Origin of the sequence: Huintestinicola sp., from assembly GCF_051882455.1 — a bacterium.
In the GTDB taxonomy this organism is placed as follows: Bacteria; Bacillota; Clostridia; order Oscillospirales; family Ruminococcaceae; genus Huintestinicola.
Genome location: NZ_JBJERV010000088.1, coordinates 1 through 26,233 on the forward strand (window position 1 = coordinate 1; position 26,233 = coordinate 26,233).

Annotated in this window: 29 protein-coding genes and 1 tRNA gene; 12 read left to right on the forward strand and 18 right to left on the reverse strand. The window is 47.5% G+C overall.

What is annotated here, in order from left to right; genetic code table 11:
• From ACI4J0_RS10780 to ACI4J0_RS10800, 5 genes are all read right to left on the reverse strand, one after another.
• The coding region (locus ACI4J0_RS10780) for an argininosuccinate synthase domain-containing protein (RefSeq protein WP_439765815.1) at window positions 1-256 on the reverse strand (256 nt) is incomplete at its 3' end.
• Between the two features lie 266 nt (window positions 257-522).
• Window positions 523-1,752, reverse strand: coding sequence for a 6-phosphofructokinase (locus ACI4J0_RS10785; protein WP_439765816.1), 1,230 nt, complete (start codon window positions 1,750-1,752; stop codon window positions 523-525).
• A gap of 207 nt (window positions 1,753-1,959) precedes the next feature.
• Window positions 1,960-2,382, reverse strand: a complete 423-nt coding sequence (gene nifU / locus ACI4J0_RS10790; RefSeq protein ID WP_439765843.1) for a Fe-S cluster assembly scaffold protein NifU — start codon at window positions 2,380-2,382, stop codon at window positions 1,960-1,962.
• 64 nt (window positions 2,383-2,446) lie between these two features.
• On the reverse strand, window positions 2,447-3,673 hold the full coding sequence (gene nifS / locus ACI4J0_RS10795; RefSeq protein WP_439765817.1) for a cysteine desulfurase NifS: 1,227 nt from the start codon (window positions 3,671-3,673) through the stop codon (window positions 2,447-2,449).
• 368 nt (window positions 3,674-4,041) lie between these two features.
• On the reverse strand, window positions 4,042-4,266 hold the full coding sequence (locus ACI4J0_RS10800) for a hypothetical protein (protein WP_439765818.1): 225 nt from the start codon (window positions 4,264-4,266) through the stop codon (window positions 4,042-4,044).
• Between the two features lie 59 nt (window positions 4,267-4,325).
• Between ACI4J0_RS10800 and ACI4J0_RS10805 the strand changes: the two genes are divergently transcribed.
• On the forward strand, window positions 4,326-5,861 hold the full coding sequence (locus tag ACI4J0_RS10805; RefSeq protein WP_439765819.1) for an MATE family efflux transporter: 1,536 nt from the start codon (window positions 4,326-4,328) through the stop codon (window positions 5,859-5,861).
• Window positions 5,862-5,867: 6 nt separating this feature from the next.
• On the opposite strand, the gene ACI4J0_RS10810 is transcribed toward ACI4J0_RS10805, so the two are convergent.
• Window positions 5,868-6,446, reverse strand: a complete 579-nt coding sequence (locus ACI4J0_RS10810) for an NUDIX hydrolase (RefSeq protein WP_439765820.1) — start codon at window positions 6,444-6,446, stop codon at window positions 5,868-5,870.
• Window positions 6,447-6,563: 117 nt separating this feature from the next.
• On the opposite strand from ACI4J0_RS10810, the gene ACI4J0_RS10815 reads away from it, so the two are divergent.
• Entirely contained in the window at window positions 6,564-6,893 is a 330-nt protein-coding gene (locus ACI4J0_RS10815) for a DUF4234 domain-containing protein (RefSeq protein WP_439765821.1), read from the forward strand.
• Window positions 6,894-7,083: 190 nt separating this feature from the next.
• Here the strand turns inward: ACI4J0_RS10815 and putP are convergent, their stop codons facing one another.
• The 4 genes from putP to ACI4J0_RS10835 form a co-directional block, all read right to left on the reverse strand.
• A complete protein-coding gene (putP, locus tag ACI4J0_RS10820; protein WP_439765822.1) occupies window positions 7,084-8,616 on the reverse strand; it encodes a sodium/proline symporter PutP in 1,533 nt (510 codons plus the stop codon).
• Between the two features lie 360 nt (window positions 8,617-8,976).
• On the reverse strand, window positions 8,977-9,951 hold the full coding sequence (gene bsh, locus ACI4J0_RS10825; RefSeq protein ID WP_439765823.1) for a choloylglycine hydrolase: 975 nt from the start codon (window positions 9,949-9,951) through the stop codon (window positions 8,977-8,979).
• A gap of 32 nt (window positions 9,952-9,983) precedes the next feature.
• Window positions 9,984-10,808, reverse strand: a complete 825-nt coding sequence (locus tag ACI4J0_RS10830) for a DUF975 family protein (protein ID WP_439765824.1) — start codon at window positions 10,806-10,808, stop codon at window positions 9,984-9,986.
• Complete coding sequence (locus ACI4J0_RS10835) at window positions 10,789-11,487, reverse strand: histidine phosphatase family protein (RefSeq protein WP_439765825.1); 699 nt, start codon at window positions 11,485-11,487, stop codon at window positions 10,789-10,791. The genes ACI4J0_RS10830 and ACI4J0_RS10835 overlap by 20 nt, the downstream gene beginning before the upstream one ends.
• Window positions 11,488-11,684: 197 nt before the next feature.
• Between ACI4J0_RS10835 and ACI4J0_RS10840 the strand changes: the two genes are divergently transcribed.
• The 4 genes from ACI4J0_RS10840 to ACI4J0_RS10855 all read left to right on the forward strand — a co-directional run bounded on the left by ACI4J0_RS10840 (window position 11,685) and on the right by ACI4J0_RS10855 (window position 14,749).
• Entirely contained in the window at window positions 11,685-12,335 is a 651-nt protein-coding gene (locus tag ACI4J0_RS10840; RefSeq protein WP_439765826.1) for a hypothetical protein, read from the forward strand.
• Window positions 12,336-13,763: 1,428 nt separating this feature from the next.
• Window positions 13,764-13,961 carry a hypothetical protein gene (locus ACI4J0_RS10845; RefSeq protein WP_439765827.1) on the forward strand — a complete coding sequence of 66 codons (198 nt, stop codon included), beginning with the start codon at window positions 13,764-13,766 and terminating at the stop codon, window positions 13,959-13,961.
• 15 nt (window positions 13,962-13,976) lie between these two features.
• Window positions 13,977-14,246, forward strand: coding sequence for a hypothetical protein (locus tag ACI4J0_RS10850; RefSeq protein WP_439765828.1), 270 nt, complete (start codon window positions 13,977-13,979; stop codon window positions 14,244-14,246).
• Entirely contained in the window at window positions 14,243-14,749 is a 507-nt protein-coding gene (locus ACI4J0_RS10855) for a hypothetical protein (RefSeq protein WP_439765829.1), read from the forward strand. The genes ACI4J0_RS10850 and ACI4J0_RS10855 overlap by 4 nt, the downstream gene beginning before the upstream one ends.
• Window positions 14,750-14,805: 56 nt before the next feature.
• Here the strand turns inward: ACI4J0_RS10855 and galE are convergent, their stop codons facing one another.
• On the reverse strand, window positions 14,806-15,813 hold the full coding sequence (gene galE, locus ACI4J0_RS10860) for a UDP-glucose 4-epimerase GalE (RefSeq protein ID WP_439765830.1): 1,008 nt from the start codon (window positions 15,811-15,813) through the stop codon (window positions 14,806-14,808).
• Between the two features lie 182 nt (window positions 15,814-15,995).
• Here galE and ACI4J0_RS10865 point away from each other — a divergent pair, with 182 nt between their 5' ends.
• Together ACI4J0_RS10865 and ACI4J0_RS10870 are read left to right on the forward strand one after the other, a co-directional pair.
• Window positions 15,996-16,568 (forward strand): hypothetical protein, encoded by a 573-nt coding sequence (locus tag ACI4J0_RS10865; protein WP_439765831.1) that lies wholly within the window; start codon window positions 15,996-15,998, stop codon window positions 16,566-16,568.
• Window positions 16,569-16,580: 12 nt separating this feature from the next.
• A complete protein-coding gene (locus tag ACI4J0_RS10870) occupies window positions 16,581-16,709 on the forward strand; it encodes a hypothetical protein (RefSeq protein ID WP_439765832.1) in 129 nt (42 codons plus the stop codon).
• A 104-nt stretch (window positions 16,710-16,813) separates the two neighbouring features.
• Here ACI4J0_RS10870 and ACI4J0_RS10875 read toward each other — a convergent pair.
• The 3 genes from ACI4J0_RS10875 to ACI4J0_RS10885 all read right to left on the reverse strand — a co-directional run bounded on the left by ACI4J0_RS10875 (window position 16,814) and on the right by ACI4J0_RS10885 (window position 18,106).
• Window positions 16,814-16,889, reverse strand: a tRNA-Lys gene (locus ACI4J0_RS10875).
• A gap of 99 nt (window positions 16,890-16,988) precedes the next feature.
• A complete protein-coding gene (locus ACI4J0_RS10880; protein ID WP_439765833.1) occupies window positions 16,989-17,600 on the reverse strand; it encodes a spore maturation protein in 612 nt (203 codons plus the stop codon).
• Window positions 17,510-18,106 (reverse strand): nucleoside recognition domain-containing protein, encoded by a 597-nt coding sequence (locus ACI4J0_RS10885; RefSeq protein ID WP_439765834.1) that lies wholly within the window; start codon window positions 18,104-18,106, stop codon window positions 17,510-17,512. Before ACI4J0_RS10885 ends, ACI4J0_RS10880 begins: the two co-directional genes overlap by 91 nt.
• Window positions 18,107-18,269: 163 nt before the next feature.
• Between ACI4J0_RS10885 and ACI4J0_RS10890 the strand changes: the two genes are divergently transcribed.
• The 3 genes from ACI4J0_RS10890 to ACI4J0_RS10900 all read left to right on the forward strand — a co-directional run bounded on the left by ACI4J0_RS10890 (window position 18,270) and on the right by ACI4J0_RS10900 (window position 20,424).
• Complete coding sequence (locus ACI4J0_RS10890; protein WP_439765835.1) at window positions 18,270-18,509, forward strand: AbrB/MazE/SpoVT family DNA-binding domain-containing protein; 240 nt, start codon at window positions 18,270-18,272, stop codon at window positions 18,507-18,509.
• A gap of 61 nt (window positions 18,510-18,570) precedes the next feature.
• Entirely contained in the window at window positions 18,571-19,686 is a 1,116-nt protein-coding gene (locus ACI4J0_RS10895) for an HD-GYP domain-containing protein (protein WP_439765836.1), read from the forward strand.
• Window positions 19,687-19,815: 129 nt separating this feature from the next.
• The gene (locus ACI4J0_RS10900; protein WP_439765837.1) at window positions 19,816-20,424 is read left to right on the forward strand and encodes a hypothetical protein; all 609 of its coding nucleotides are present in this window, start codon (window positions 19,816-19,818) and stop codon (window positions 20,422-20,424) included.
• A gap of 43 nt (window positions 20,425-20,467) precedes the next feature.
• Here ACI4J0_RS10900 and ACI4J0_RS10905 read toward each other — a convergent pair whose 3' ends face one another.
• The 4 genes from ACI4J0_RS10905 to rsgA all read right to left on the reverse strand — a co-directional run bounded on the left by ACI4J0_RS10905 (window position 20,468) and on the right by rsgA (window position 23,817).
• Window positions 20,468-20,851 carry a hypothetical protein gene (locus ACI4J0_RS10905; RefSeq protein WP_439765838.1) on the reverse strand — a complete coding sequence of 128 codons (384 nt, stop codon included), beginning with the start codon at window positions 20,849-20,851 and terminating at the stop codon, window positions 20,468-20,470.
• Between the two features lie 12 nt (window positions 20,852-20,863).
• Window positions 20,864-21,802 (reverse strand): TIGR01212 family radical SAM protein, encoded by a 939-nt coding sequence (locus ACI4J0_RS10910; protein WP_439765839.1) that lies wholly within the window; start codon window positions 21,800-21,802, stop codon window positions 20,864-20,866.
• Between the two features lie 48 nt (window positions 21,803-21,850).
• Window positions 21,851-22,462: a PBECR4 domain-containing protein gene (locus ACI4J0_RS10915; RefSeq protein ID WP_439765840.1), complete on the reverse strand. Its 612-nt coding sequence runs from the start codon at window positions 22,460-22,462 to the stop codon at window positions 21,851-21,853.
• A 284-nt stretch (window positions 22,463-22,746) separates the two neighbouring features.
• The gene (gene rsgA, locus ACI4J0_RS10920; protein WP_439765841.1) at window positions 22,747-23,817 is read right to left on the reverse strand and encodes a ribosome small subunit-dependent GTPase A; all 1,071 of its coding nucleotides are present in this window, start codon (window positions 23,815-23,817) and stop codon (window positions 22,747-22,749) included.
• Between the two features lie 415 nt (window positions 23,818-24,232).
• On the opposite strand from rsgA, the gene ACI4J0_RS10925 reads away from it, so the two are divergent.
• On the forward strand, window positions 24,233-26,011 hold the full coding sequence (locus ACI4J0_RS10925; RefSeq protein ID WP_439765842.1) for a leucine-rich repeat protein: 1,779 nt from the start codon (window positions 24,233-24,235) through the stop codon (window positions 26,009-26,011).
• Window positions 26,012-26,233 lie beyond the last annotated feature (222 nt).

The window sequence follows — 26,233 nt, forward strand, 5'->3', positions numbered from 1 at the left end:
CTGCCTGAACGGTGGGATAAACGTAATCCTGAATGAACTCTTCCTTGAGATCCTCTATGTAGAGCTTGGAAGCGCCTGTCTTGATAGCCTTTTCCTCGAGACCGTCAAGCTCGGTGCCCTGTCCTACGTCTGCGGAAACGGCGATGACCTCGCAGTTATTGTAATTTTCCTTGAGCCAGGGAATGATGATAGAAGTGTCGAGACCGCCGGAATATGCGAGAACTACTTTTTTGATGTTTTCCTTTTTTACTGCCATTTTACAGTACCTCCGTAAAAATAATGTACGCCCGTACCCTTACGCCATAACATAAGCCGTAACGCTGCTGATTATTATTATACACCCTTTGCGGCAAAAGTCAAGGCTTTAATGCATAATTTTTCCGAATTTACGCAAAATATTCACTTTTTAAGGCAGAGCATTGCATAAAATATGCATATATACAGTATATTATACGTTTTATACTGTATATATGCATAGAGCATAAAAACGGGACAGCAAATGTGAAAAGCTGTCCCGGAAGATCACTGATTTAATCTGAAATGAACAGGTATGCCGTTTCTGTATTCGGTGGTCACTTCACCCTGAATGAGGGGCAGGAAGTAGTTGAGAGCGTCGGGAGTAACGTCGCATTTATCATCCGTTATCCACTCGGAGGGGAAATATTTTTCCTTGTTTGCCGTCTGCGAAACGTCAAAGGAAACTATCTCCACCCTGTAAGGCTCGCTGCTTATCCTGCGAAAGCCCATCATTCGACCGCTGTTTCCCGCAAGAGCGCAGTCCACCGCAGCAGAGCCTATCCTTTCGGACTCGTCAAGGTCGGTGAGAGAGGCGATATGAGAGCTGCACCTCTGCATAACGTTCAGCTCAATGGAACGGACCTTGCAGCCGAATTTCTCCGAGCAGCGGTGTTCAAGATATTTTGCCACGCCCGAATTATCCGTGTGACCGAAGGCGTCCGCACCTGTTTTCACATACTGCCTGTCGGTGGGCACGATACCCTCGGAAACGGCGATGATGACCGCACGGTAGCGCTTCATCATACGAGCCACATCATCGAGGAAATGCTCCATATCAAAGCCGTTCGGAAATGCTTCGGGAACATAGATAAGGTGAGGAGCAGGCTCTCCGTTTGCGCGGAGCACGCAGGAGGAGGCGGTGAGCCAGCCTGCGTTTCTGCCCATAATCTCCACAATGGTGATGGACTGTATGCTGTAAACTCTGCTGTCTCTGATTATCTCCTGGAGAGTGGTAGCCACATATTTTGCCGCCGAGCCGAAGCCGGGAGTGTGGTCGGTCTCGGGGAGGTCGTTGTCAATGGTCTTGGGAACGCCGATTATCTTTATGTCCTTGCCCACCGCTTTGCAGTAGCGGTCGAGCTTCATAACGGTATCCATGGAGTCATTGCCGCCGATGTAGAAAAATGCCTTTATGTCATACTCCTCAAGGGTGTTTATTATCCGCATATATTCGGACTCTGTGCGGCTGTCGTTGGGGTCATATCCCGCCAGCTTGTAGCGGCAGGAGCCGAGAACGGTGGAGGGAGTCTTTTTCAGCAGCTCCACATCGTGTTCGGAGGTGAGAATGCTGTCAAGAGGGACCAGATTGCCGTTTATCATACCCTCAATGCCGTTTATGGAGCCGTATATCTTGCCTATCTCGGGAGACTTGGAAGCCTGACGGAAAACGCCTGCAAGAGAAGCGTTGATGGCGGAGGTGGGACCTCCCGACTGGGCAACTGCAATATTAAACATATGATACCGTCCTTTTTACGTTTATTCTTTATATTTATTTTATCACACACAGCCGATATAATGCTATATGCAGACTAAACGATAATTTTTGTGAATACTTACAAAATCGTGGCACATTTTCACATATATTATCGTGAAAAGGTTTACATATTTATACAAAAAAACAGGATATGCCACAAGCTGTACGGCATATCCTGATAGTGTCATTCAGTGGCAGGCTTCGCACTCTTCTATCTTGCCCACAATAGGCTCGGGGTCAACGCCCTGCCTCTTGTAGTAATCGGCGATAGCGCTCTTGAGAGCCTGTTCCGCAAGAACGGAGCAGTGTATCTTAGAAGCGGGCAGACCGTCCAGCGCCTCAACAACAGCCTTGTTAGTGAGCTTGAGGGCGTCGTCAATGCTCTTGCCCATTATCATTTCCGTAGCCATAGAGGAAGTAGCCACCGCAGCGCCGCAGCCGAAGGTCTTGAACTTAACGTCGGAAATAACGCCATTATCCACCTTGATATACATTTTCATAATATCGCCGCACTTAGCATTTCCCACCTCGCCGATACCGTCGGCGTTTTCTATCTCGCCCACATTGCGGGGATTTGCAAAGTGGTCCATTACCTTTTCGCTGTAAAGCATCATAATTAAAACATTCCTTTCTTGAGAGTTTTGGGGTTTTCGTCCGAAAACCAAACATTCTCCTTTATTCGATGGGGGAAACGAAGCTCAGAAGCCGCTCCGTACCCTGCTTTTTGTTTTTGATATCCTCCCAGAGAGGGGACATATTTCTTATCTTCTCCACGACCTTTGTCACCGTCTCGATGATGTAATCCCCGTCCTCCATGGTAATGGGGTCGGCGATGGAAAGTCTCATAGAGCCGTGAGCCACCTCGTGGGGCAGACCCAGGGACAGCAGAACGTGAGAGGGGTCAAGGGAGCCGCTGGTGCAGGCTGAGCCGCTGGAAGCGCATATGCCGTTCATATCCAGCATAAGCAGGAGAGACTCGCCCTCAACGCCCAGGAAGGAAATGTTGATATTTCCGGGCAGTCTTTTCTCCCTGTCGCCGTTAAGACGTGCGGCGGGCACATTTTCAAGGATACCGTCAATAATATGCTCTCTTATCTTTGTTATCCTCTCAGCCTTTTCGGAGATATCAGCGCAGGCGTCCTCAACCGCACGGGCAAGACCCATGATAGCGGGAACATTTTCGGTGCCTGCCCTTCTGCCCTTTTCCTGACCGCCGCCGTAAATGAGATTGGGCAGGACAATTCCCTTTTTCGCATAAAGGAAGCCGATACCCTTCTGAGCGTGAATTTTGTGACCCGACATACTCATCATATCGATACCCTGCTCAGCCACATTTATGGGAACATTTCCCACAGCCTGAACAGCGTCGGTGTGGAAAAGAACGCCCTTTTTATGGCATACCTCTGCAATTTCGGGAATGGGCATAACAGTGCCTATCTCGTTGTTTGCATACATTATTGTAACAAGAGCGGTGTCCTCTCTTATGGCATTTTCCACCTGTTCGGGGGTCACAAGCCCCTTTTCGCCCACAGGCAGATATGTTACCTCAAAGCCCTGCTTTTCCAGATATTCGCAGGTGTGCAGCACTGCATGATGCTCAAAAGCGGTGGTGATGATGTGCTTTTTTCCCTTTGCAGCCATCTTTGCCGCAGCGCCTCTTATAGCCCAGTTGTCAGCCTCGGAGCCGCCGCTGGTAAAATATATCTCGGAGGGCTGACAGCCGAAAACCGAAGCTATCCGCTCTCTTGCGGTCTCAATGGCTCTGCCTGCGCTTCTGCCTATCTTGTAAATGCTTGAGGGGTTGCCGTACTCCTCGGTGAAATAGGGGAGCATTTCACCGAGAACGCTGTCGGAAACCTTTGTAGTAGCCGAATTATCGGCGTAAATAAAACGTTTTTCCATTTGTGTAACGCCTTTCAAAGTAAATATTATAATTCCTTTCGGATTAGTATGATTTGATGTGACGCATGACGCCTGCATTGACATTCATCCAATCATTATTATATACCTTTCAGGTGGGAATTACAATAGCTTTACAGCTATTTTTACCTTTTGCACAGTTTTTATGCATTTTTTTCTCTGCGGTTGTAGGGTTTTACGGTTGGACAAATCGGAATGTAATGATAAAAAATCATCAATGCCGAACCGATTTTCCCCTGTAACATATACTTTACAGAGAGACAAAAACTCTCTATCAAATGAAAAGGGGAATATAAAGTGTCTGAAATAAATACCACTATTTATGAGCATACTTCGCCTGCCAAAGCTTTTCAGAGAGCATCGGTCTGCGTGCCGGTAACGGCAGGCTGAGCCTGCAGCCTCTCGTTCTGTAATTTATTCGGGCAGCAGGCAGGCGGCTCGGTAACGGCAGGCAGATAGCTCGGTAGCGATACAAAAAATGCCCCGAAATTAAAAGCGGTAAACAACTTACCAAAAAGGCAGGGAGTGAAGTCCGACTTCGCTTCCTGCTTTTTTCCGAGAAATCGTATCGTCATATTCCCGCCGCCGCGAAAATATAATATCCTAAAGAAATAAAATAAAGGTGAAATGAGATATGATGAACGTGCTCTGCGTTTCGGAGAAGCAAATCGCCCGCGATGCCGTAAAAATGACCCTGCTGAGCCTTGCGATGCAGACCGCCGCAATGGTATTCAACGCCCTCCTGTCGGACAAGGCAGGAACGGCGGCAGTGGGGCTTATGTCGCTTATCTTCTCCCTTTTCGGCTTTATAATGGTGCTTGCAAACGGAAATATCCTGACCTCCACCAGCCGTTTTGTCTCCGAAGCAAGGGGAGCGGGACATAAGAATTTTTCAAAGGTAATGAGATATTCTCTTGCCTTTTCATTCTGCCTGTCAGTCACCTTCGGCATATGCTCCTTTTTTGCGGCGGAGCTTATCGGCACAAAGCTCCTTCACAGCAATGAGCTTTCGCTTGCAGTGAGATTTATTGCCCTGAGCCTTCCCTTTGCCTCGGCAGGCTCCTGCATAAAGGGATATTTTCACGGGATACGCCGTGTGGACGTGCCTATGCGGGGGGACCTTATGGAATTTGCCGCAAAATGGGCAAGTCTTTTTTCGGGGCTGCTGTTTTTCGGCGGCACAGAGCTGTTTTATGCCGTAACGGCGGCAAGCATACTTTTCGGGGGATTTGTAAGCTTTGTCTATTACATAATTAAATATTCGGAGGAGTACAGAGTGTTCAGAGGGCTGCCCCCCTGCGCCGCCCCCCTTGTCACCGATACCTTCGGAGGATATCTCAAGGGCTCCCTGCCCATACTTTTAAGCGGATATGTCCAGATGCTCATGTCCACCGCCAACGAGCTTTTAGTGCCTGCCGCACTTTTAAAATACAGCAGGAGCGCCGAGGAAGCGCTGAGCTGCTACGGCTGCTTTGAAGCCCTTATCATACCTGCGGTGTTTTTCCCCTCGGCAGTTTTAAACAGCCTTTCGGGAATAATCATACCCGAAGCAGCTCTGGCAAACCGCTGTGCCGACAGGGAAATACGTAAAAAAAGGCTTGCCGCCCTTACAGACGGAGCATTCCGCAAGGCGTTCTCCTACGCATTTTTCATCTCTGCACTGTTTCTTTTCGGCGGAGCATCGGCAGGACGGGTGCTTTGCCCGGGCGAGGAGCTTGTGAGCCGTTCCCTTGTGATACTCGCCCCCGTCATTCCCTTTATCTATCTGGAAATAGTCCTGGAAGGACTTTTAAAGGGAATGGGCAGGCAGAATTTCTCCACCGTAAATTCCCTGTTTGAATATGCCGTAAGGATAGGCTGCGTAATGATATTTGTGGGAAAGATAGGCTTCGGCGGCGTGCTTATCTCCTACTACGCAAGCAATGTCCTCAGCAATATCGCAAGGATAATCGTTGTGTGCAGAGAGTCGGGACTTGGTTTTGACATAAAATGCTATGTCCTTTGTCCTCTTCTTAAAGGACTTGCCTGCTGCGGCTTCGGAACGGCAATTGTCAGGGTAACACGGGCACAGTATTCGGGAGACCTTGTAAGCCTCATACTCTTTGTGACCGCTTCTGCGGCGGCGTTTGCACTTGTTTCGGCAGGAAGGAGTGAGAAAGCCGGTCAATAAGACTAATTATTTCAGTTTTGAGTAAGCTTTTCGATTTTTTTCAATGAGCCTTTTGGAAACAGCCATAGCGTCCTCATTAGTAGCCGTCTGAATTATCTCTCTCTGCTCATTCACAAAGATCTCAAACCTCTCAGGCGGTTCCATAGCAAGCCTTACGGCAATTTTAGGGCGGATATCGTATTCCTCAAGGCGTGAAATGGGCAGCCAGCACATTTTCTCGGAAACGCCGTCCCCCGTAATGCTTTTAACGTTTATCTCAACCTTTTCGGCAGGCTTCATAAGGTAATAAAATTCAAGCGTGTGGCAATCAAGCCCTTTTATCGACCCGTCCATCCCGATAAAGAAATTCTCAACGATACAGAGAGGGCGTTCTATCTCAAGCTCCAGCCCCGTTTCCTCCATAGTTTCCCGCAAAACTGCATTTTCGGAATATTCGCCAATGTGAACGCCCCCGCCTACGGAATAAAAATAATCCTCGCCGCCGTAAGCGAAAAGAGCATACTCACCCGAGATAATGATCGCTCCCACTCTGTATCGGAACCAGTCGTTCCCCGAGCGGAAGCAGCAGTCGGTATTGCCTTGCATAACGAGCCTCCTTATGAATAAAATGTAAAAATATAATTTTTTATTGACATATTTGTCGAAATATGGTATTCTTTATGTGGGTTTATTGACCTTAATTTTTTTATGGGGGTAATTATTATGGCAACACGCAGAAGCATTCCGCTCTGCATCATTTTCTCGCTGCTGACATGCGGAATTTACGGATTGTATTGGTTTATAAAGCTCACAGACGAGCTTAATTCCAATGCTTCCACAAAGACAGCAGGAGGGGGAACAGCGTTTGTCTTTACTCTTCTTACCTGCGGTATCTATTCATATTATTGGATGTACAAGCAGGGACAGAAGGTTGACGAAATAAATGGCAACAGAGGCGGAAGTACCGGTATCCTTTACCTTATTCTTTCCTTTCTCGGACTTGGCATCATTCCCTACTGCCTTATGCAGAGCGAGCTTAACAGAATAGCGTAAGACCTGTTCAGCAGGATATTTACATTATAGCACATCTGTTCTAATTTGTCAATACCAAATCTGCACAAAAACAGTAATTATGCAAAATTTTGTATGTATGCCCAAAAAGTCAACACCAAAATTGTAGATCATCATAAAAAACACGCTGCCCGTGCGCAATGCAGGACAGCGTGTTATTATTATACGTAGATCACTTTTCAGCCTTAGCCGTATCAAAAAGCTCACATACCTCATCGGAGGGAGCCTTGTCAACAAGGGAAACGATAACGGTAAGGAGAACGGAAACGATGCAGCCGGGGATAATGGAGTAAAGTCCCATAGTTACCGAAGCGGGGAGAATGTATTCCCACAGCAGAACGGTAGCCGCACCGCCGATGATACCGGCGGCAGTACCCTTGAGAGTAAGTCTCTTCCAGTAAAGGGACAGGAGTATGGCAGGACCGAAAGCAGCGCCGAAGCCTGCCCATGCGTTAGAAACGATACCCATGATGGAATCGTTGGGATTAAGGGCAAGAATGCAGGCGATAACGGAGATGGCGATAACAGCTATCCTGCTTATCCACATAAGCTTCTTTTCAGAAACCTCTTTCTTGACGATGACCTTGTAGAAATCGTTGACCACAGCCGAAGCGGTAACAAGGAGCTGGCTGTCGGCGGTGCTCATGATGGAAGCCAGCACAGCCGAGAGGAAAATTCCTCCGAGGAACGAGGGGAAGAGCATTTTAACAGTCTTGATGAAGATAAGCTCCTGCTCGGCAGCTCCGAGAGCCACGCCCTTAGAGTCCAGGAAAACTCTGCCCAGTATACCGATAAGAACAGCCGCAGTCAGGGAGATAACGACCCATACGCAGGCGATAATACCCGATTTCTTAACTTCCTTGGTGTCCTTTATCGCCATAAATCTTACGAGAATGTGGGGCATACCGAAATATCCCAGCGCCCAGGCAAGATTGCTTATGATGTCAATGCCGCTCATATTGGAGGTGAGGGACATATATCCGCTTGCGTCTGCGCCCTCTGCAACTATCTTCTGAGTTGCGTCAAGCATTTCGGGGGAGAAATTCTGAGTATTTGCAACCAGCGCAATGGGAAGCGCCACAATGGTGACAAACATAAGTATTCCCTGAATGAAATCCGTCCAGGCAACCGCGCTGAAACCGCCCATAAAGGTGTAGGTGATGATGATAAGCGCAGAAATGATGACCGCCATCTTGGTGTAGGTCTCGTTTGCGGGGTCGATGTTAAATACCACCTGGAAAAGCTTTCCGCCCGAAACGAATGCCGATGTGGTGTATACGAGGAAGAAGATGAAAATTACCAGAGCGCATACCATTCTGATAAGGGGGCTGTCCGCCTTGAAGCGGTTCTGGAGATACTGGGGAATGGTGATGGAGTCGCCGCATACCTCGGTAAATCTTCTGAGGGGTCTTGCAACGAATGCCCAGTTAAGTATAGTGCCTATGGCAAGACCGATAGCTATCCAGTAATTGCCCATGCCCGTAGCATATGCCGCACCGGGGAGACCCATAAGCAGCCAGCCGCTCATATCCGATGCCTGAGCGGACATAGCCGTTACCCAGCCGCCCAGCTTTCTTCCCGCCAGGAAGTAGTCGCTCATTTTCTTTGACTTGTTTGAAAAGTAGAAGCCTATCGCCAGCATACCCGCAAGATAGAGCAGGAAAGCTATGAGCACAGGAACGTCTACATTTGCAAAAAATCCCATTTCTCACAATCCTTTCAAATTTAATTTATGCAAAAATATATTTTAATCATAACATAAAATTAAGCAAAGTTTGTTAATATTACGTAAATAATGCAGGAGAAAAGAAGCGTTAATGCATTTTCTGCCCGGAAAAAGGGCAGAAGGCATTAACGCTTAATAATTTTGCGGGTGACGACCCGCGGCGAGGCCGCGCTGAGAGTTTGTGCGGTTCTGTAAGCGTTGTCTCCGCACCGATTGAAAATAACATATTTGTATCGTTACCGATTTGTATAGTTACCGAGCCGTCAGCCTGCCGCCCAAAAAAATTACAGAACGAGTGGCTGCAGGCTCAGCCTGCTGTTACCGAACCGCCTGCCTGCATCAGTTCCGGAATTTTATCTGCTCTCCGGTGATAAGTGGATATTTTACGGGAACATTGCCGTCAAGGTCCTCTCTGTTCATATCAACAGCAGTTATCCGGTGATTTTCGTAGGTGGTGTAGTAGTAGATACCCTTGTCTGCGCTGCAGCAGGAGGTGTAAAGGGTTATCTCATACTTGCCCTCGTCCACCATGCAGCAGCCTCTCTGCTGGTCAACAGAGTTCAGGATGTGGAAAAACTGGCTCACGCTCTCGTTTTCCGAGCTGCCCGAAAGGGAGTTCATTTTCGTGTATGCCGCTCTTACAAATCTTGACATTGAGGAAAGGTCTCCGGGAAGCCCCATACCGCCCATGCCGCGGCTGTAGGCGTTAAGGGGAAGCCCTTCCGCAAAGCTGTTTTCGGGATTTTTGGGCGACAGTGCCATATAATTGTTCAGATTAAACATCTGTATATCAAAGGAAGGCTCGTTTGCAAGTATGCCCACGGGATTGTCATATATCTTCACGCCCTCCTTCACGGACTCTACCGTAACAGCCTCGTTCTTGTCGGCAATTATCCAGTGGAGCTTTGCAGCGGGAAGGTCGGGGGCATATTGGTCGCTTGTGATGTTGATATCCGAAAGCTTCTCCCTCGCTTCCTTCACCGTTGCGCACTGTCCCAGTATATAGGGGATAAACTCAAACTGAGCGATGTTGACCCTGCCCTCCGCAGGCTCCTTGTAATCGGCGCTTTTTACGAAATTAAGCCCTGCCATGCAAAGACCCTTTTCGTTCATAGCGTCATAGAAAAGGGGATAATCAAAGGCGGAGCAAGCCATTCCGATAAGGGCAAAATGGCTTGTCATCTCGGGCAGGTGCCTGAATTTTACGGGATAATTTCTCGGCATAACGGTAACAGCGTCACCGTATGAAAATTCATAATCAAGAGTCCTTCCGAAGTAAAGACTGTCCGTTGTATAGGTCGCTGCGGTACACATAAACATTCCTCCAAAAATAATTTAACGGCTTATCAGACCGTAACTTCCTCCTTTACAGCCGTCTCCCCCGTATCCTCCCGCTTTGCAATGCAGTCTCTCAGGAAAACAGCCAGAGACACGTTGAAATAGGGAACAAGGATAATAACGGGGAATGCGGGCAGGCAGGCGATAAACCAGCCTATAAAGGATATGTAAAGCTTCATAAGGCGGCCTGCGTTTCTCTTGACCACCTGTTCGCTCAGCTCAAATATGTCGGATACCACAGCGTCGGGGTCGTCTGCCAGGAGAAATCCCACAGGAACGCATTTCAGTCCTGCGCAGAAGCACATATACACCACACCCGCAGCCACAACAGCCAGACCCGCATATATAAGCACAGCCGTGCTGCCATTTGCTCCCTGCATAAGCATACGCCGCGCAAGAAAAGCCTCCACCACAGCCGCAGTGCCGAAAATAAGGATATAGGGCACCCGTCTGATATCCGAAAGCACCCTGAGCTTTACGCAGAGCTTGAACTGCTCGGTGGAGCTGTAGCCTGCGAATACCGAAGAAGCGGGCATGGTATTGCCTGCCGCCGCCTGCCAGAAGAACCACTTTGAGCCGTAATATATAGGTGCCGAAAGGATATACGCCGTCAGGAGTATAACGCATAGGGAAACAAGAAACAGGGGAGGGAAGGAGCTGAAAACGGGGAATAGGGACTCGGAGGTATGCGCCCCCGTGACCCGTCCCGCAAGAATGATAAGCAGGTAGGTCATAAGGAAAAGCCCGATATTCAGCATACTTATGAAGGCAGCCTCGGCAAAGCAGCCTCTCATAAGCTCCCTTGCTCTTTTTTTAATCTCTCTCGTCTTCATAGTCATCGCCATAGCCGTCGTAGTTATCGAACAGGGCTTCACCTGCGTCATTGTAGCCCACAGCCTGATATCCGGGGATCTTTCCCAGTATTTCGAAGCAGTAGCCCTGCTGCCACATCTGAGCTGTCACCATTATCTCATAGCCGTGACCTCTGGGGCAGGCAAACTGCATAGGCTTCATTTTGGGCAGACCGAAGCAGGACATCATATTCATAAGTATGCCCGAATGGGTCATAACACCCGAGTGGGTGATGTTGTTTTCCATCATATCAAGGATAATGCCGTTTAGCGCCGTGTAGCAGCGGACCATCATATTCCGGAGGCTCTCGCCGTTGGGGGGAGGGTTGTCAAGACCGCCCTTGAGCCATTTTTTGTAGGTATCAAGCTCTAAAAGCTCCTCAGCTTTTATGCCCTCAAAAACGCCGAAATCCATTTCCCGCAGATCGTCCACCTCTTCTATCTCCCTGTCGGGGAAGAGTATCTCCGCGGACTGTACCGCTCTTTCCAGAGGGCTGGTATAGACTTTCTGCACCTTGGGATATTCATGGGTCTCGTAAAGCTCTCTCAGCTCCTCCTTGCCCGCCTCGGACAGGGGGAGATCGGTCTTGCCGATGTATATTCCTTCCTCGTTTGCCATAGTTTTTCCATGGCGGAGGATACTTATTCTGTAGCCCTTCATAATGACAATGCCACCTTTGCAATTGTAATATTGTTATTATAACACATTTTTCCCGGATAATCAATAGCGGCAGGAAATAATTAGGAGATCTGCCTGCATTTATTTGTAAAACTATAATAAAAATTCCTTGACAATTTCCGCGATTTATATTATTATATATATAGTTCTCAATTTTACATATGTGAGGTTGCAACGCTATGAAAAAGATAACAGCAATGCTGCTTGTGATACTGTCCGCCCTTTCGCTCTTCTGCGGCTGCAAAAAGGAGGAGGCTCCCGCGGATACCTATACGGGAGTTCTCAGCAAGGTAAGGCTCGGAATGCCCATGAAGAAGATAGTTGCCCTTAATTCGGGCACAGAGCTTTATTATGACAGCGATACGGAAATATGGTGCGTCAGCACAGACACCGACCTTATGGAGATAAAGGACCGCATACCTGCGGACAGTCAGTTCTTCTATGCGGACGACTCCCTTATCACCTACACCTTCAAGTACAGCGAGTCCGACGGGGACAATTATCTTACCGCCTATATGGAGGAGATCCCCTGCAAGCTGGACAGAAAGACCGCCGAGGAGTATTACAAATATAAAAAGGCGGCTCTCATCTCCAAGTACGCCCCTGCCGAGGAAGCAGTGGTATCAACGGTAACGGGCACCGAGGGAGTTGACCTCACTCTCGACCATGTTACGGTAATGACCCTTTCCAGCTTTGAGGTAACGCTCACTATGCAGCTTACCTATGACACCGTTGACGGAGTCGAGGATTATTTCGGCACCTACTACAGCGTAAAGGTCAAGGAGCTTGCCAACAAGACTGCCGTTGAGGTCACAGACGAAAAGAAGTAATGCAAATTTCCGTTCATCTATAAAGATGGGCGGAATTTTTTTGTTCCCTTGCCTGTTCCGACAGCGTTTTACATTGCTGCGGGGATATAATGATGTCAAAGAAAGGATAAGGTAATTTTTTCTCCTTTTCCCTTTCCTTTCATATTCTTATCACATTAGTCAGTTATAATGTAATCACGATAAGGGAATGGATACGGTGCACAGCACAGTACCCGACAGAACCCCTTACATCTCTCCTTTTATGATACGGTATGCCGCCGCATTCACCCCTGTGCGGCGGTCATTCCGGAAAATGCGGCGAATAACGACCCTGCACTAAGCGCCGCAAGTAAGTTTGATCTCTGAAACAATAGGATATCAACATATTTTTTTAATTGCTGTCCATAGTGCGGAAGGTATGCAGGAAAATCCGCCTTCCGAAAATGTGGGCGGCGCCCAATATCTCCTCCACCCTCCTTGTGGAGTAATATATAATTTAATTTTCCTCATCTCAAGCGTCCTTTGCAGCGGACGCTTTTTTTATTGGCAGGCTGTGCCTGCAGCCACTCGGCAGGCTGAGCCTGCAGCCACTCGTTCTATAGTTTGCTTTGGGCAATAAACACGTGGCTCGGTAACGGCAGTTATACGAGCCTTTATATTTTGAGCATTGAAGGCTGAGCCTGCAGCCACTCGTTCTATAGTTTGCTTTGGACAATAAACACGTGGCTCGGTAACGGCAGTTATACGAGCCTTTATATTTTGAGCATTGAAGGCTGAGCCTGCAGCCACTCGTTCTATAGTTTGCTTTGGTTAATAAGCATGCGGCTCGGTAACGACAGTTATCGAGCCTCAGTCTGTCGAAAAAGGAACGACAATTATATAATATGCACAAACCAATGTAAAAATAGCTTTGTCAAAAACGTTCCACCGGAACGTTTTTGAGGGTAAGTTACCTAAAATTTGTAAGAAGGGGAGGCGGTCGTGTCCGCCTCCCCTCGAAATGCTGTCGCATTTCTCACCCCTTGCACCGTTTTTGGAGGATAAAGGAGATTTCGCCCTCTGCGGAGGGCGACAAGGGGACGCCGTCCGTGGACTTCCCTTTGCGCACCCAATTATCGGTACCGAGCCACAAACTGACAGTCCATACAAAAGTATAAACGACTTACCAGCGGGGGTTCCCCGCCCCTTGACCCCTGCCACCTTTGAAAAGGTGGACGAAACTTTTACTATGACCTTATTTGTGCAAATTTTTTTATCTAAACACTTTATCGACAAGCTGCGGCTCGGTAACGACAGTTATACGAGCCTTTTTAGCCTTTCCTATGCGTTTTTTGCCGTATATGAAGCGGATATTTTTGTTCAAAATCGCCTTTGAAAAAAATTCTTTGATGTGATAAAATTATATTATAGATTTGAGAGGTGTCCCCACTCAAAAAAAGGAGAGTCATAATGAAAAGAATAATCACAGCCTGCCTTGAGCAGACAATAAAATTTGAGACCGAGGAGGAGTTTGAAGCCTTCAAGGGACAGCTGGAGCGAAAGGACATAAAGTTCCGTATCATCGGCACAGAAGCAAAGGACGGCGGATTTATTGCCCGAATAAAAAAGCAGTACAATCAGTACGATGTGGGAGATTACTTTGACTGATTTGGAGGACGGCTTATGAGAAAACATTCTCCTATAGGAGATGAGGAAATGCTCAGTTTGCCCGACTGCCGCTTTTTAAATGAAAAGGGCGGCTGCGAGCGGCTGAGCTTTTCACGCTGCACAGGTGAAAAATGCACTTTCTTCTCTCCCGGCAAAAGCGGTACTGACCTTAGCGGCTGGAAGTCCCGCCTGTCCCTGCTTTCGGAGGAGGAACAGTCAAGGATAGCAAAGAAGTATTACGGCGGAAAACGTCCCTGGAAAGACGGCGGAGGCGATGTGGTATGAGCTTTGAAAAAGGACAGCGCGTTATCTATGACGGCAGAGAGCTTTGCAGGATAGACGAGCTTTGCACAAAGTGCTTTGACGGCGTTCACAGCGAAAGGTATTTTCGTATTATCCCCGAAAGCACGCCTGCTTCCTGCTATTACGTTCCTGCGGACAGGATAGAGGACAGAGTGCGCCCGCTTATGACAAGAGAGGAGATATACGCCGCCATTGACGGCAGTATGGGTGAGCGTATGCTCACCGACAGCGATAAGAACCGCCGCAGGGAAATACTCAGCCGCACCGTAAAAAGCGGCGACAGCTCCCTTATCATCGGAATGGTAAGAGAGCTGCTTGAGGAAAAAAGCCGCCGCAATGCAGAGGGAAAGGAGCTTATCGCCTGCGATGAAAAGGCTCTTGCCGCCGCCTGCAGGCAGATAGGCGCAGAATTTTCCGCCGTTCTCGGAATACCCGAGAGCGAGGTGGGCAGGCTTATTGAAGAAAGACTTTCGGCGAACAGATAAAAAGCAGGACTTTTCGGATATGTATTCTCCGGAAAGCCCTGCTTTTTATTTTTAGATCAAAGTCCCTCGGGGTTATTCTTTATAAATCTCCAGCTGTCCTCGCACATTTCGTTAATGTCCCGCTCAGCCTTCCAGCCAAGCTCGTTCAGAGCCTTTGAGGGGTCTGCGTAGCACTCGGCGATATCTCCCGCTCTGCGCTCCTTTATCTCATAGGGAATGTTAACGCCGCTTGCCTTCATAAATGCGTTCACCACGTCAAGTACGGAATAGCCCTTGCCTGTGCCCAGGTTCCATATGCCCACGCCTGTCATATTTCTCACCTTGCTTATCGCCTTGAGATGACCGAGAGCCAGGTCAACAACGTGGATATAGTCTCTTACGCCTGTGCCGTCGTGGGTGGGATAATCATTTCCGAAAACGCCCAGACAGGGAAGCTTGCCTACAGCAACCTGCTGAATGTAGGGCATAAGATTGTTGGGTATGCCGTTGGGATTTTCGCCCAGCTTGCCGCTCTTGTGGGCGCCGATGGGATTGAAGTATCTGAGAAGCGCCACGCTCCACTCACTGTCCGACTTGCAGATATCCTGCAGAATGCCCTCTATCATAAGCTTTGTTGAGCCGTAGGGGTTGGTGGTGGAAAGAGGGAAATCCTCTCTGATAGGCACGGACTTGGGGGAGCCGTAAACCGTTGCAGAGGAGCTGAAAACTATTCTCTTGCAGCCGTGATCTCTCATAACATCGCAGAGGATAAGGGTGCCTGTGATGTTGTTGTGGTAGTATTCAATGGGCTTTCTCACCGACTCGCCCACCGCCTTGAGACCTGCAAAGTGAATGACAGAGTCAATGTCGTTTTCCTCAAAGACCCTTTCCACAGCGTCCCTGTCAAGAAGGTCGGCTTTGTAGAATTTGAAATTCTTGCCCGTAAGCTCTCTGATTATCTCCACCGCTCTTTCCTTTGAGTTGGAAAGATTGTCCAGAACAACTATGTCCTCACCTGCATTTAAAAGCTCCACACAGGTGTGGGAACCGATATAGCCTGCTCCGCCCGTTACTAAAATTGCCATTTTCATAACCGTCCTTTCCCGATTTATTTGATAATATGATTATACATCATTCTCTCCGGGATTTCAATGGATTTTCGCTTCTTTTATATGCACTTTTGTGGCAGTTTTTTATTTGGAAGGGTTATAAAATCGCTTGACAACGGCGGTGAAAATGGTATAATAAATATAGGGAGTGGGGAATTTTGCAGCAGGCTAAAACACGTGATAAAAAAATAGAAATTACAGATATTGCCATTTTAAAAACTACTACTCAAGTTATTTCTCATTTTTCAGAGGAACAAAACTCAAAATTAAACGAATTGCACAAAGAATTGCTGCGCAGGTCAATGAACGAAAATGACAGCAACGAGGTCGCCTTTCTTTTTCATACAAAAACATTGAATTACGAAGTTCAGTTTGGCAACGAAGAAAGTGTTGACATATTTGCGAACCCGTTTGCTTTTGAAATGCTTAACAGAAGCTCTGAAAAAGAATTATATCTTCTCCATAATCACCCAAGCACAAAAACCTTTTCCTATACGGATATCGGTGTGTTTCTGATGTATGATAATATCGGGGGAATAACTGTAGTAACAAACACAGGTGACGTACATATTTTGTACAAGTCCGAAAACTACAGTTTTGTGCACGCTTATGAAGCTCTTATCCAAATAAGAAGCGATTACAGCATTGATGTTTTAGACAAGGTGTCTGACGCCGAAGTCGTTAAACGCTTTTTAAAGATATGCAAAAAATGCGGAATAATTTCTATGTAAGGAGGTCTGATTATGAAAAACAACAATTTCGGAGTACTTGATACTGTAAAGGCAGACGAAGTAAAGAAAATGGAAGCGCTTTTAAAAAAGAAATACGAAGAGAAAACCAAAGATGAACCCACCCGTAAAAATCCTGCATAATGTTAAACCGCCCTGAGCAGTCAAGGCGGTTTTTTTATCAGGATAAAGCAATGGATCTTAACTACAAAAATAAAAACCGTCAGTCCGAAAAGACCGACGGTTTCTGGTGAGCCATTGGGGATTTGAACCCCAGACCCTTTGATTAAAAGTCAAATGCTCTGCCGACTGAGCTAATGGCTCAAACAAGGTGTGTTTCATACACAATGCTTAATTATTATACCAAAACTATGCCTGCTTGTCAACAGAATAAAATGCCAAAAGTCAAAATTTACAATATGTTCATATTCGTCCGAAGAATATATTTACCGTAAGAACACTCACTATAAACCCTGTCAAATCGCCTGCCAGAGAAGCCGCAAGGGTGTGACGGGTGTTTTTTATCCTGACAGCGCCGTAATATACCGCAAGGGTGTAAAATGTGGTCTCCGTGGAACCGAGCATTACGCTCGCCACCCTGCCCGCGAAGCTGTCGGGACCGTTTTCTTCCAGCAGGGACTCGTATACTGCAAGCGCTCCGCTGCCCGAAACGGGACGGATAAGGGCAAGGGGCAGACACTCTGCTGGAAAGCCTATCCTGTCAAACAATCCCGAAACAAGGCTTGTTATAAGCTCCTCCGCTCCCGAAGCTCTGAACATTCCCACAGCGGTTATCAGGGCGATAAGGGTAGGCAGAAGTCCGGCGCAGGTCTCAAGATTTTCCTTCGCGCCCTCTGCAAATTCCGAGAAAACGTCCACCTTTTTGTAAAGCCCGTGAACGATGATGATAGCTATGATAAGGGGAATAACAAAAGCAGCGGCGGTCATAGGCTTTCCTCCCGTTTCCTTTCTCCCAAAAGCGGCAATACTGCCGCAGTCACCGAGACAGCCAGTGCGGCGGCTGAGGTTATCCACACCGCAGGGACTATCTCGATAGGGTCAGCCGAGCCGAATTTCATTCTCAGAGACAGGGCGGTGGAGGGTATCAGGGTCAGGGAAGCGGTGTTTATTACGGTGAAGATGACCATTGAAGGAGTGGCGGTATCCTTGGCGCCCTCCTCCTCGGCAAGGGCTTTCATGGCTTCAATGCCGAAGGGTGTGGCTGCGTTTCCCAGACCTAAAAGGTTGGCGGTTATGTTCATACATATCGCCTTGAATGCCCGTCCCTGCTTGTCAATGTCTCTGAAAAGCCCGCCAAGTATCAGGGAAAATACTGCCGCAAGCCTTTCCGTAAGCCCCGAGCTTTCCGCCACCCGCATAAGTCCCCCCCAGAAGCACATTCCGCCGCAGAGGTATATGCACAGCTCCACAGCGTTCACAGGCTCGTTCAGCACCGCCTCCGTAAGCTCACGGACGTTTCCCGATGCAATGGCGGCGGCAATGGATATTATTATCAGCAGTGAAAAAATAAATGTAAGCAAGCTATATCCTCCTGTTTATACATTGTTAATAGAGTTTTCATCATTTCTTCTTGTATTATCTTCATTAAATTGGTATAATATGTTATAAATATTTTTATGTAAAAATTGCAAAGATTTGTTAAGCGTAAACTTTTCAGACTGCAAAAAAAGAAGGAGACCGATTATGAGATCATCTGCTATAACAAGACAGCTTGACGCACTGGGAAGAGTGGTTATCCCCATCGAAATGAGACGAAAGCTCAATATAGAAAACCGCGACGAGGTGGAGATCTACTCCGAGAACGACTGTATCATCATCAAAAAGGCAGGAGAAAGCTGCGTTTTCTGCGGCTGCGCCGAAAATCTCCTTACCTTCAAGGACAGATGCGTCTGCAGCGAATGTCTTGCTCAGCTCAAGCAGTAATATATTTTACGCTGATAAATAATTATGCGCAGACAGGCTGTAATATGCGGCTTGTCAATACGTGCGGAGGGAGGAAGTCTGTCTGGTCTACCTGAGAACCAACGAGCTTGTGCCGGGAATGTGCATGGCACGAGAGATAACCTTTTTTGACGCTTCGGCAGGAGCGGTGGTAACTCTCAAGGCAGGAACAAAGCTCACCGATATGAACATCACTCAGATGAACATGAGCCGCGTTGTTGCGGGAGCCTTCATCGACAGCCGAAACAGTGAAGCAAGGGTAATCTCGTCCATCAACAGCCAGATAAAGGAAAATGCCATAAGCAATATCCACAGCCTTGCGGATAATTTTATGGACAGCAGCAAGGGCGTTACCCAGAGCGATATCGACGCCATAGGCAACACTACCGAGCAGCTTATAGACGAGCTTGCCTCCAAAAAGGATATACTTATTAACATCGCGGACATCAAGATGTACGACGATTACACCTACCACCACAGTCTCAGCGTGGCTATCATGGCTATAGCTATAGGGCTGGAAATGGGCTATGACCGCAGAAAGCTTGACGAGCTGGGAGTTGCGGGACTTCTTCACGATATCGGCAAGGTCTCCGTTCCCATTGAGATAATTAACAAAAAGGGCAGGCTCACCGATGAGGAATACAACGTGGTAAGGCTGCACCCCATATATGCGGCGGAGCATCTGAGGGCAAGGAAGCTCGTTTCCGAGGACTGCTGCCTGGGCATTATCGGTCATCACGAAAGATGGGACGGCTCGGGCTATCCCATGAAGCTCAAGGGTGAGGAGATACACGAATACGCACGTATCTTAGCGGTTGCAGACGTGTATGACGCCCTTACCTCAAACCGCCCCTACCGTATCCCCGCGCCGCCCAATGAGGCTATTGAGTTTATTATGGGCGGAATGTACAGCCACTTTGACGAGAATGTGGTCAAGGCGTTCCTGAGAAAGGTAGCGCCCTTCCCCACAGGCTCAAGGGTCAAGCTCTCAAACGGCGAGACCGCAACGGTCATGAAAAACAACAACGATCAGCCCCTTCGTCCCCTTGTAGTAACCGAGGAGGGCATTGAATACGATCTGGGGGATTACACCAAAAATATGAATATCGTGATAACCGGTCTCTGCGACGAGGAAACGGCGAGACTTATTCACGGATAAAAAAGATCCGAGGACATTCTGTGGAGTGTCTTCGGATCTTTTGATCGGCATTGAAAAATTCGTCCTCATTCAGAGCATAGACAAACGAAAAAAAGAGATATGATGGGAAGGAGCAGAGACAAGCAATTTATGAAAAAGCTTAGAACAGTGACCGAAAATGAAGTTATCCTTTCTTTTTTACAAGGTGAGCTTGGTTCCCGAAGATTTGGCAAAGACATGGAAGCTGCAATAAACAAGCTGGGTATCAGCAAGGATATCATCACAAACGGCAGTATTCTTTCCGATGAGGAAAACCTGCTCAGAAAAGATCTGCTCGGTGAATACAGGGGATATCCCGACAGCGGGATATTTACAAATTTTCCCCATATCACAGAATGGATCTACGCCGAATTTTCCGAAAATGACCTTGATAATATCCGCTATATTGATTACAGCTACTGGAACGAGCTTTCAGACGGCACCTCCCGTCCCTGCGCAGCCGCAAGAAATATCCTTCGGGGAAAAGAAGTATTCGGCGTTTCAAATCAGAACTTCCTTGATGCCGCCGAAAGTCTCAAAACCGCTTCCTTTCCTCCTGTGATACTCATCACCTGCAATGATAAATATCTTGCCATAGAGGGACATCTCAGGCTGACCGCTTATGCGATGGTACCCGATAAATTCAGCGGTACACATGGATATATCGGTTATTGCTCCGAAGCTGATATGAAGAAAAAAGAGCCGAAAATGGTATTATGAAAAAATGCTCTCCCCGACTGCACAGGGAGAGCATTTTTTGTGCTCAGAAATCGTCCTCCATATATCTCCTCACCAGCACCGAGGAGGATATGACCGACAGGACGCAGGCAGCAATGAGCGTAATGACCGCCGCCAAGCCCTTATCCTTCATAAGCAGGACAGCAGCCGCCAGTGAGCCGCCGTTTACGGAAAGGGGGAACACCACCGCCGCAAGCTTTGTGGAAAACCTGATATAAGCCGCCGCCGAAGCGTCCGCTGCATTTATCCCCACAGCGCACAGGAGAGAAAAAAGCATAAGCACCCCGAAGCCTGCCTTGCAAAGCGGCTCGGGCACATACATAAGAGCGAAAAAGAAGGCAATTGCCCCCGATAAAAACGACAGGGTCAGCATAAGCTTGAAAAACGTTCCCTTGTATTCCTTTTCCACAAAGCTCCTCCTTTACTTCTGATAGTTTATTCCCTGATAACTTCCCTCACGGGCAAAGGTCTTGTCTATCTCATTCATAACAGTGAATTTTTTAAGGCTCCATTCGGGCGCAAGCAGCACGTCCCGTCCTCCGTCCCCCGTGACCCGCTGTATTATCAGCTCGGGGGGGAACAGCTTTATCTGCTCGCAGACGATATGAACGTATTCTTCGAGCGTAAGGGGCGTTATCTCTCCTCTCAGATACTGCTCACCCATGACCGTCCCCCGAAGTATATGCAGAAGATGGAGCTTTATGCTGTGAAGGGGCAGGCGGGACATCTCACGGGCAGATGTGAGCATCATATCAAAGCTTTCCCCCGGCAGCCCGTTTATCAGATGAACGCAGACGTTGATATTTCTTTTAAAAAGCCTTTCGCAGCAGTTCAGAAAATCCCCGTAGGTGTGACAGCGGTTTATCCCTGCGGCAGTCTTGTCGTGAACTGTCTGAAGCCCCAGCTCAACCGTAAGATAGGTGCGGTCACTTAAATCGGCAAGCACATCAAGCACACTGTCGGAAATGCAGTCGGGACGGGTGGATATGGCAATTCCCGCCACATTTTCAAGCCCCAGCGCCTCCTCGGTCATAGAGCGGATCTTCTCCGCAGAGCCGTAGGTGTTGGTGCCTGCCTGAAAATAGGGAATGTAAAGCCCCTCGCTCCATTTCCTGTTCATCGCCCTTTTTACCGCTTCAAACTGTTCGGTGACGGACAGCGCGGGAGACCCCGCAAATTCGCCGCTGCCCTCAAGACAGTAGGTACAGCCCCCCGTTCCCTTTGTGCCGTCGATATTCGGGCAGGTAAAGCCGCAGTTGAGAGATATTTTCATCACCTTGCAGCCAAATCTTTTTTTCAGATAATAGCTCTGGGTGTGGTATCTTTTGTTTGTATCGGAATAGGGGAAGGGGTTGTTCATACTTTTGCTTACGCCCTTTCGTGAAAATCTGTATATATCAGGCTGTTCTTAATTTTTTTCTCTATAATTAGGATTTACATAAGAGCTGAGGAGTTTGTTTTCGGATATGCATATTTTCGAGATTTTTAACACTGTAAATTTGCTTTGGAATTTTGAGTAATCCATATTCCCTTTTTTAAAAATGGATTTGCAGTAAACCTCTTTGGTTTCATTCTGCATATAAGTACATTTTGCAATATGCTCTCCAAATATGTATGTTATTTCTTGCTCCTCATCTGATGCTTGAATAAGGAAATCAGCTTTCATTTTGGACATTTTATTCTTTTTATAATCATATTTAAAAATCAAATCATTGTTATCGAGCAGATATTCAATTTGCTTTAATGCCGTTAATCTTTCCCGGATATCAGCGAAAAAAACGCTGCTGCTGATCTTCATTCGTAAGGCACTGTCATTACGTATAGCTTGAAAAACTTTTTCTCTGGAGCATTTCAATTCCGGCATATCTTTAATATACTGAAGTCCTGCCAAATGGTGAAAATCGATTGGTCTGAAAATGATGGATATTTCCACTTCTCTGTTTTTCCTTCCAAGCAGAACATCATATTTAATGTCAAGTAATTTTCTGAAATTTTCGGCTGCTTCAAGTAATAGGTCCATAGTTTTCAAATCCTCAAACCATAGTAAAAAAGCCTTGCAAAAAAGCAAGGCTTTCAGATATTTTCTTTCGGCATAAGCCTATTCAAGTTGTGGTAAATATCCCAACCCTTGTATAGCTCCCTGCAAAACAGTATCTTGAAGCTGCATTGCAGATCGGCGCTATAAGCAGATACTCAGGTTATCTGCTGACAAACTGCTTTATTTGTCAGTTTTATTATATACCAAAACAGGGCATTTGTCAACAGCTTTTAAAAAAATAATTCTTCGGACATAATCAATTTTCCTCACCTGTAATCATCCTTTCCTCCGAAACGCCTTTCGGTCTTTCGGCGTTTTTTGTTTTGGAGGGCAATGTCTTTGAAACGCTCACGCTTTTTTCTGAGCATATCCTGCTTGTCGGAGGCTGCCGACTCATCGGAAAGCTTTCTGTAGCTTTCAAGCCGCTCCTCGGAAAGCTCTCCCCGTTCTATCGCCGCCCTTACGGCACAGCCGGGCTCATTTTCGTGGCGGCAGTCGGAAAATCTGCACATAGCCGCAAATTTTTCCACATCACCGAAGGCGGTGGAAATTCCCTCGGAAGCGTCCCACATTCCAAGCTCCCTCATACCCGGTGTGTCGATTATCATGGCTCCGTTTTTCAGCATTACAAGCTGGCGGTGGGTGGTGGTGTGCCTGCCCTTGCTGTCATCTTCTCTTATGCCGCTCACGTTCATTATCTCCTCCCCTGCAAGGGCGTTCACAAGGCTGGATTTGCCCACTCCCGAGGACCCGAGGAACACAGCGGTCTTTCGGGAGCATATATGATCGCCCAGCCTGTCAAGACCATAGCCCGTTTTTGAGCTTACGGGAATGATATCCGCACCCGCAGCCGTTTTTGAGATATCCCGTACAGCGCCGCTTATGTTATCCGCAATATCCGCCTTTGTGAGCAGTATTACGGGGATTGCTCCCGACTGCCATGCAAGGGTCAGATATCTTTCCATACGCCTGGGATTAAGGTCATGATTTAAGGACTGCATTATAAAAACATAGTCAAAATTGGCTGCCACCGCCTGCTCCCCCCGTCCCGGAGTGGGGTCCTTGCGGGAGAAGAATGAGCTTCTGGGCAGGGTGTCGGCAATAAGGCTGTCGCCCATGGGGTTATATTCGATGGAGACAAAATCTCCTGCTGTGGGGTAATTTATAAGTCCGTCCTTATATGCTCCCGTTTTTATTCTTGCGCATATCTGTCCATAGCCGCAGACCGCTTCAAAGCGTTCTCTGTGAACGGCGGTTATCCTTGCGGGAATGTGCTTTTCGTCAATGGTTTCTTCGCCTTTATAGCCGTAGTCTCTCATATCTGTTGTGAAATTCATCTGTAATACCTCCGTAATATTGAATGTTATCAGCTTCGAAAATTTTTTTCATCATAATAAAACATCTCCTTTCACGGCGGCATTTTTCGCAAAATGGTAAAAAAATACACACCCCTTTGGTGTGCTGCAAATCTACATACTCACGAAAAGGCTTCATTCGGGCATAGAAAATCAAAGGGGAGGTATATTCCCCGCATATAATTTTCAGCCCCCATATTCGGTTATAAAGCTGCCGCCTCAAATATAACAGTCATCAAAAACAGCTCCTTTCGTTTTTTCTTTCCCTAAGGAAAGATCTTACTTATTATAGCACGTGAAAATGAATTTGTCAAGTGCCTTTCGGCGGATTGACTTCATACTTACGCTGTGGTATAATATCCCTGTAGAAAACTTTTAAACAGGGACGGCAGAGCCTATGTACAAGAAAATTTCTGTTATACACAGATCACGGCAGAGCACGGTATGGCTTTGTGAGACTGAGGACGGCGGCAGGGCTGTCTGCAAGGAATTATGCTCCGACCCCAAGGTGTATGAGAAGCTGAAAGCCGCAGGGTGTGAGTATATCCCGAAAATATATGAAATAGATCCGTCCCCGGGAAATGACGGGGGACAGCAGCCCCTTGAAATATTTGAGGAATACATTGAGGGAAAGACGCTGCAGGAGCTGTCCTTATCCTACAAAGAAGCGGTAAATGCGGCAGTGCAGCTTTGCAGAGCGGTGGACGGACTTCATTCTCTGGGCATAATCCACCGTGATATCAAGCCCTCGAATATTATGCTTGACAAAAACGGCAGGCTTAAAATAGTTGACCTCAGCTCTGCCAGACTTTTCAAGGAGGAGATGGACAAGGACACCGTTTGTCTCGGTACTGAAGGCTTTGCCGCTCCCGAGCAGTACGGCTATGCCCAGACGGATTTCAGGACGGACGTTTTTGCGGTGGGGCAGACGCTGAGGCTCATTTTCGAAAACAGGGAACATTTTCCTGTGGGGTATATCATATCCCGTTCCACAAGCTTTGACCCGGACAAAAGATTTAAAAGCTGCAGGCAGATAGAATTTCTCCTTAAATTTGCGCAGCCCGGGAAAATAGGGGCTGTATCAGGTGCTGCGGCGGTCATTGCAGCTGCGGCGTTCTGCATTTTACGGAGCGGTGACGGTGAAAAGCTGCCCGAAGTCATTGCAGCGGAGGACTTTGAAACGGTGACATCTGTTTCCGAAAGCATTTCCGTTACATCGGACAGTCACATCACCTCCGAAACCTCAGCCGCGGCAGCTCCCGAAAATAACATCGACCCCGATCACGATTACGGCATAGAGGAGCTGCGGCTGTCCCTCGAAGCCGAATATGCCCATTCCGACGAGGGGTATACAGGCATTAACAGCGGCTATATATTCAAATATGACGTTTACGACGACCACGTTGTTATTACAGGCTATGATGGTGATAATACTGAGGAGCTTATCATACCCGATGAAATAGAGGGTCTGCCCGTCACCGAAATAGAAATGGTTTACGTGCCTGAAGATACAACAAGGTTAGTGATACCCGACAGCGTTAAGATAATACAGCCGGGCGCATTTTGCGGATGCAGTGCTCTTGAAACCGTAGATCTCGGTGCAAATGTTGAATATATCGGCAAAGAAGCTTTTATAAACTGTGAAAACCTCCGCACTGTCAATATGGGCGAAAAGGTGAGATACATCGGCGACAGGTGCTTTGCGGGAGACGCAAGGCTTGAAAAGATAATTATGCCCGATACGGTGGAATATCTCGGAGAGGGAGCATTTATGCTGTGCAATCTCAGATATTTTAATATCCCCGCGGGCGTCAGGGTGATAAAGCCCTACACCTTCAACGGCAAGCCGTATTCGGAGGACGACGGACCTTATATGGTCTATATAGATCCGAATGTTGAAGAGGACTATTCCACTAAAGAAAAAACTATCCCCTCCACCGTAAAAAAGATCGAGCATGACGCATTTTCGGGCATAAGATCTCTGGAAAAGGTAACGGTCAGCGAGGGGGTCGAAGTGGTAAGCGCTTCCGCATTTCATAACTGCCCCATGCAGGACTATGTCTGGGTGAACGAAACAAAGGCAAGGCGTGAGTGCATATTCAAGCTTTATCTTCCCGAAAGCACGGTAATGACCGATAATACGGAGGATATGGATTATGAAGTTATCAGATACTGAAAAAAGCTCCCAAACTTACGGGAGCTTTCAGCTTGTCGATAAAGCGGTTAAATGAAAAAAGTTGCACAAAAGAACACAACATTAAAAGTTTCGCTCAAGCCTTTTCAAAGGCTTGCAGGGGTCAAGGGGGCAGCGCCCCTTGTCGCCCTCCGCAGAGGGCGAAATCTCCTTTATCCTTCCAAAACGGAGCAGGGGTGAGGAAATGCGACAGCATTTCCGAGG

Excerpts from the sequence above, each read along its gene's own strand:
- ACI4J0_RS10785 (WP_439765816.1), bottom strand. The coding sequence starts at position 1,752 with ATGTTTAATATTGCAGTTGCCCAGTCGGGAGGTCCCACCTCCGCCATC.
- nifU (WP_439765843.1), bottom strand. The coding sequence starts at position 2,382 with ATGCTTTACAGCGAAAAGGTAATGGACCACTTTGCAAATCCCCGCAAT.
- nifS (WP_439765817.1), bottom strand. The coding sequence starts at position 3,673 with ATGGAAAAACGTTTTATTTACGCCGATAATTCGGCTACTACAAAGGTT.
- ACI4J0_RS10800 (WP_439765818.1), bottom strand. The coding sequence starts at position 4,266 with ATGACGATACGATTTCTCGGAAAAAAGCAGGAAGCGAAGTCGGACTTC.
- ACI4J0_RS10805 (WP_439765819.1), top strand. The coding sequence starts at position 4,326 with ATGATGAACGTGCTCTGCGTTTCGGAGAAGCAAATCGCCCGCGATGCC.
- ACI4J0_RS10810 (WP_439765820.1), bottom strand. The coding sequence starts at position 6,446 with ATGCAAGGCAATACCGACTGCTGCTTCCGCTCGGGGAACGACTGGTTC.
- ACI4J0_RS10815 (WP_439765821.1), top strand. The coding sequence starts at position 6,564 with ATGGCAACACGCAGAAGCATTCCGCTCTGCATCATTTTCTCGCTGCTG.
- putP (WP_439765822.1), bottom strand. The coding sequence starts at position 8,616 with ATGGGATTTTTTGCAAATGTAGACGTTCCTGTGCTCATAGCTTTCCTG.
- bsh (WP_439765823.1), bottom strand. The coding sequence starts at position 9,951 with ATGTGTACCGCAGCGACCTATACAACGGACAGTCTTTACTTCGGAAGG.
- ACI4J0_RS10830 (WP_439765824.1), bottom strand. The coding sequence starts at position 10,808 with ATGAAGACGAGAGAGATTAAAAAAAGAGCAAGGGAGCTTATGAGAGGC.
- ACI4J0_RS10835 (WP_439765825.1), bottom strand. The coding sequence starts at position 11,487 with ATGAAGGGCTACAGAATAAGTATCCTCCGCCATGGAAAAACTATGGCA.
- ACI4J0_RS10840 (WP_439765826.1), top strand. The coding sequence starts at position 11,685 with ATGAAAAAGATAACAGCAATGCTGCTTGTGATACTGTCCGCCCTTTCG.
- ACI4J0_RS10845 (WP_439765827.1), top strand. The coding sequence starts at position 13,764 with ATGAAAAGAATAATCACAGCCTGCCTTGAGCAGACAATAAAATTTGAG.
- ACI4J0_RS10850 (WP_439765828.1), top strand. The coding sequence starts at position 13,977 with ATGAGAAAACATTCTCCTATAGGAGATGAGGAAATGCTCAGTTTGCCC.
- ACI4J0_RS10855 (WP_439765829.1), top strand. The coding sequence starts at position 14,243 with ATGAGCTTTGAAAAAGGACAGCGCGTTATCTATGACGGCAGAGAGCTT.
- galE (WP_439765830.1), bottom strand. The coding sequence starts at position 15,813 with ATGGCAATTTTAGTAACGGGCGGAGCAGGCTATATCGGTTCCCACACC.
- ACI4J0_RS10870 (WP_439765832.1), top strand. The coding sequence starts at position 16,581 with ATGAAAAACAACAATTTCGGAGTACTTGATACTGTAAAGGCAGACGAA.
- ACI4J0_RS10890 (WP_439765835.1), top strand. The coding sequence starts at position 18,270 with ATGAGATCATCTGCTATAACAAGACAGCTTGACGCACTGGGAAGAGTG.
- ACI4J0_RS10900 (WP_439765837.1), top strand. The coding sequence starts at position 19,816 with ATGAAAAAGCTTAGAACAGTGACCGAAAATGAAGTTATCCTTTCTTTT.
- ACI4J0_RS10910 (WP_439765839.1), bottom strand. The coding sequence starts at position 21,802 with ATGAACAACCCCTTCCCCTATTCCGATACAAACAAAAGATACCACACC.
- ACI4J0_RS10915 (WP_439765840.1), bottom strand. The coding sequence starts at position 22,462 with ATGGACCTATTACTTGAAGCAGCCGAAAATTTCAGAAAATTACTTGAC.
- rsgA (WP_439765841.1), bottom strand. The coding sequence starts at position 23,817 with ATGAATTTCACAACAGATATGAGAGACTACGGCTATAAAGGCGAAGAA.
- ACI4J0_RS10925 (WP_439765842.1), top strand. The coding sequence starts at position 24,233 with ATGTACAAGAAAATTTCTGTTATACACAGATCACGGCAGAGCACGGTA.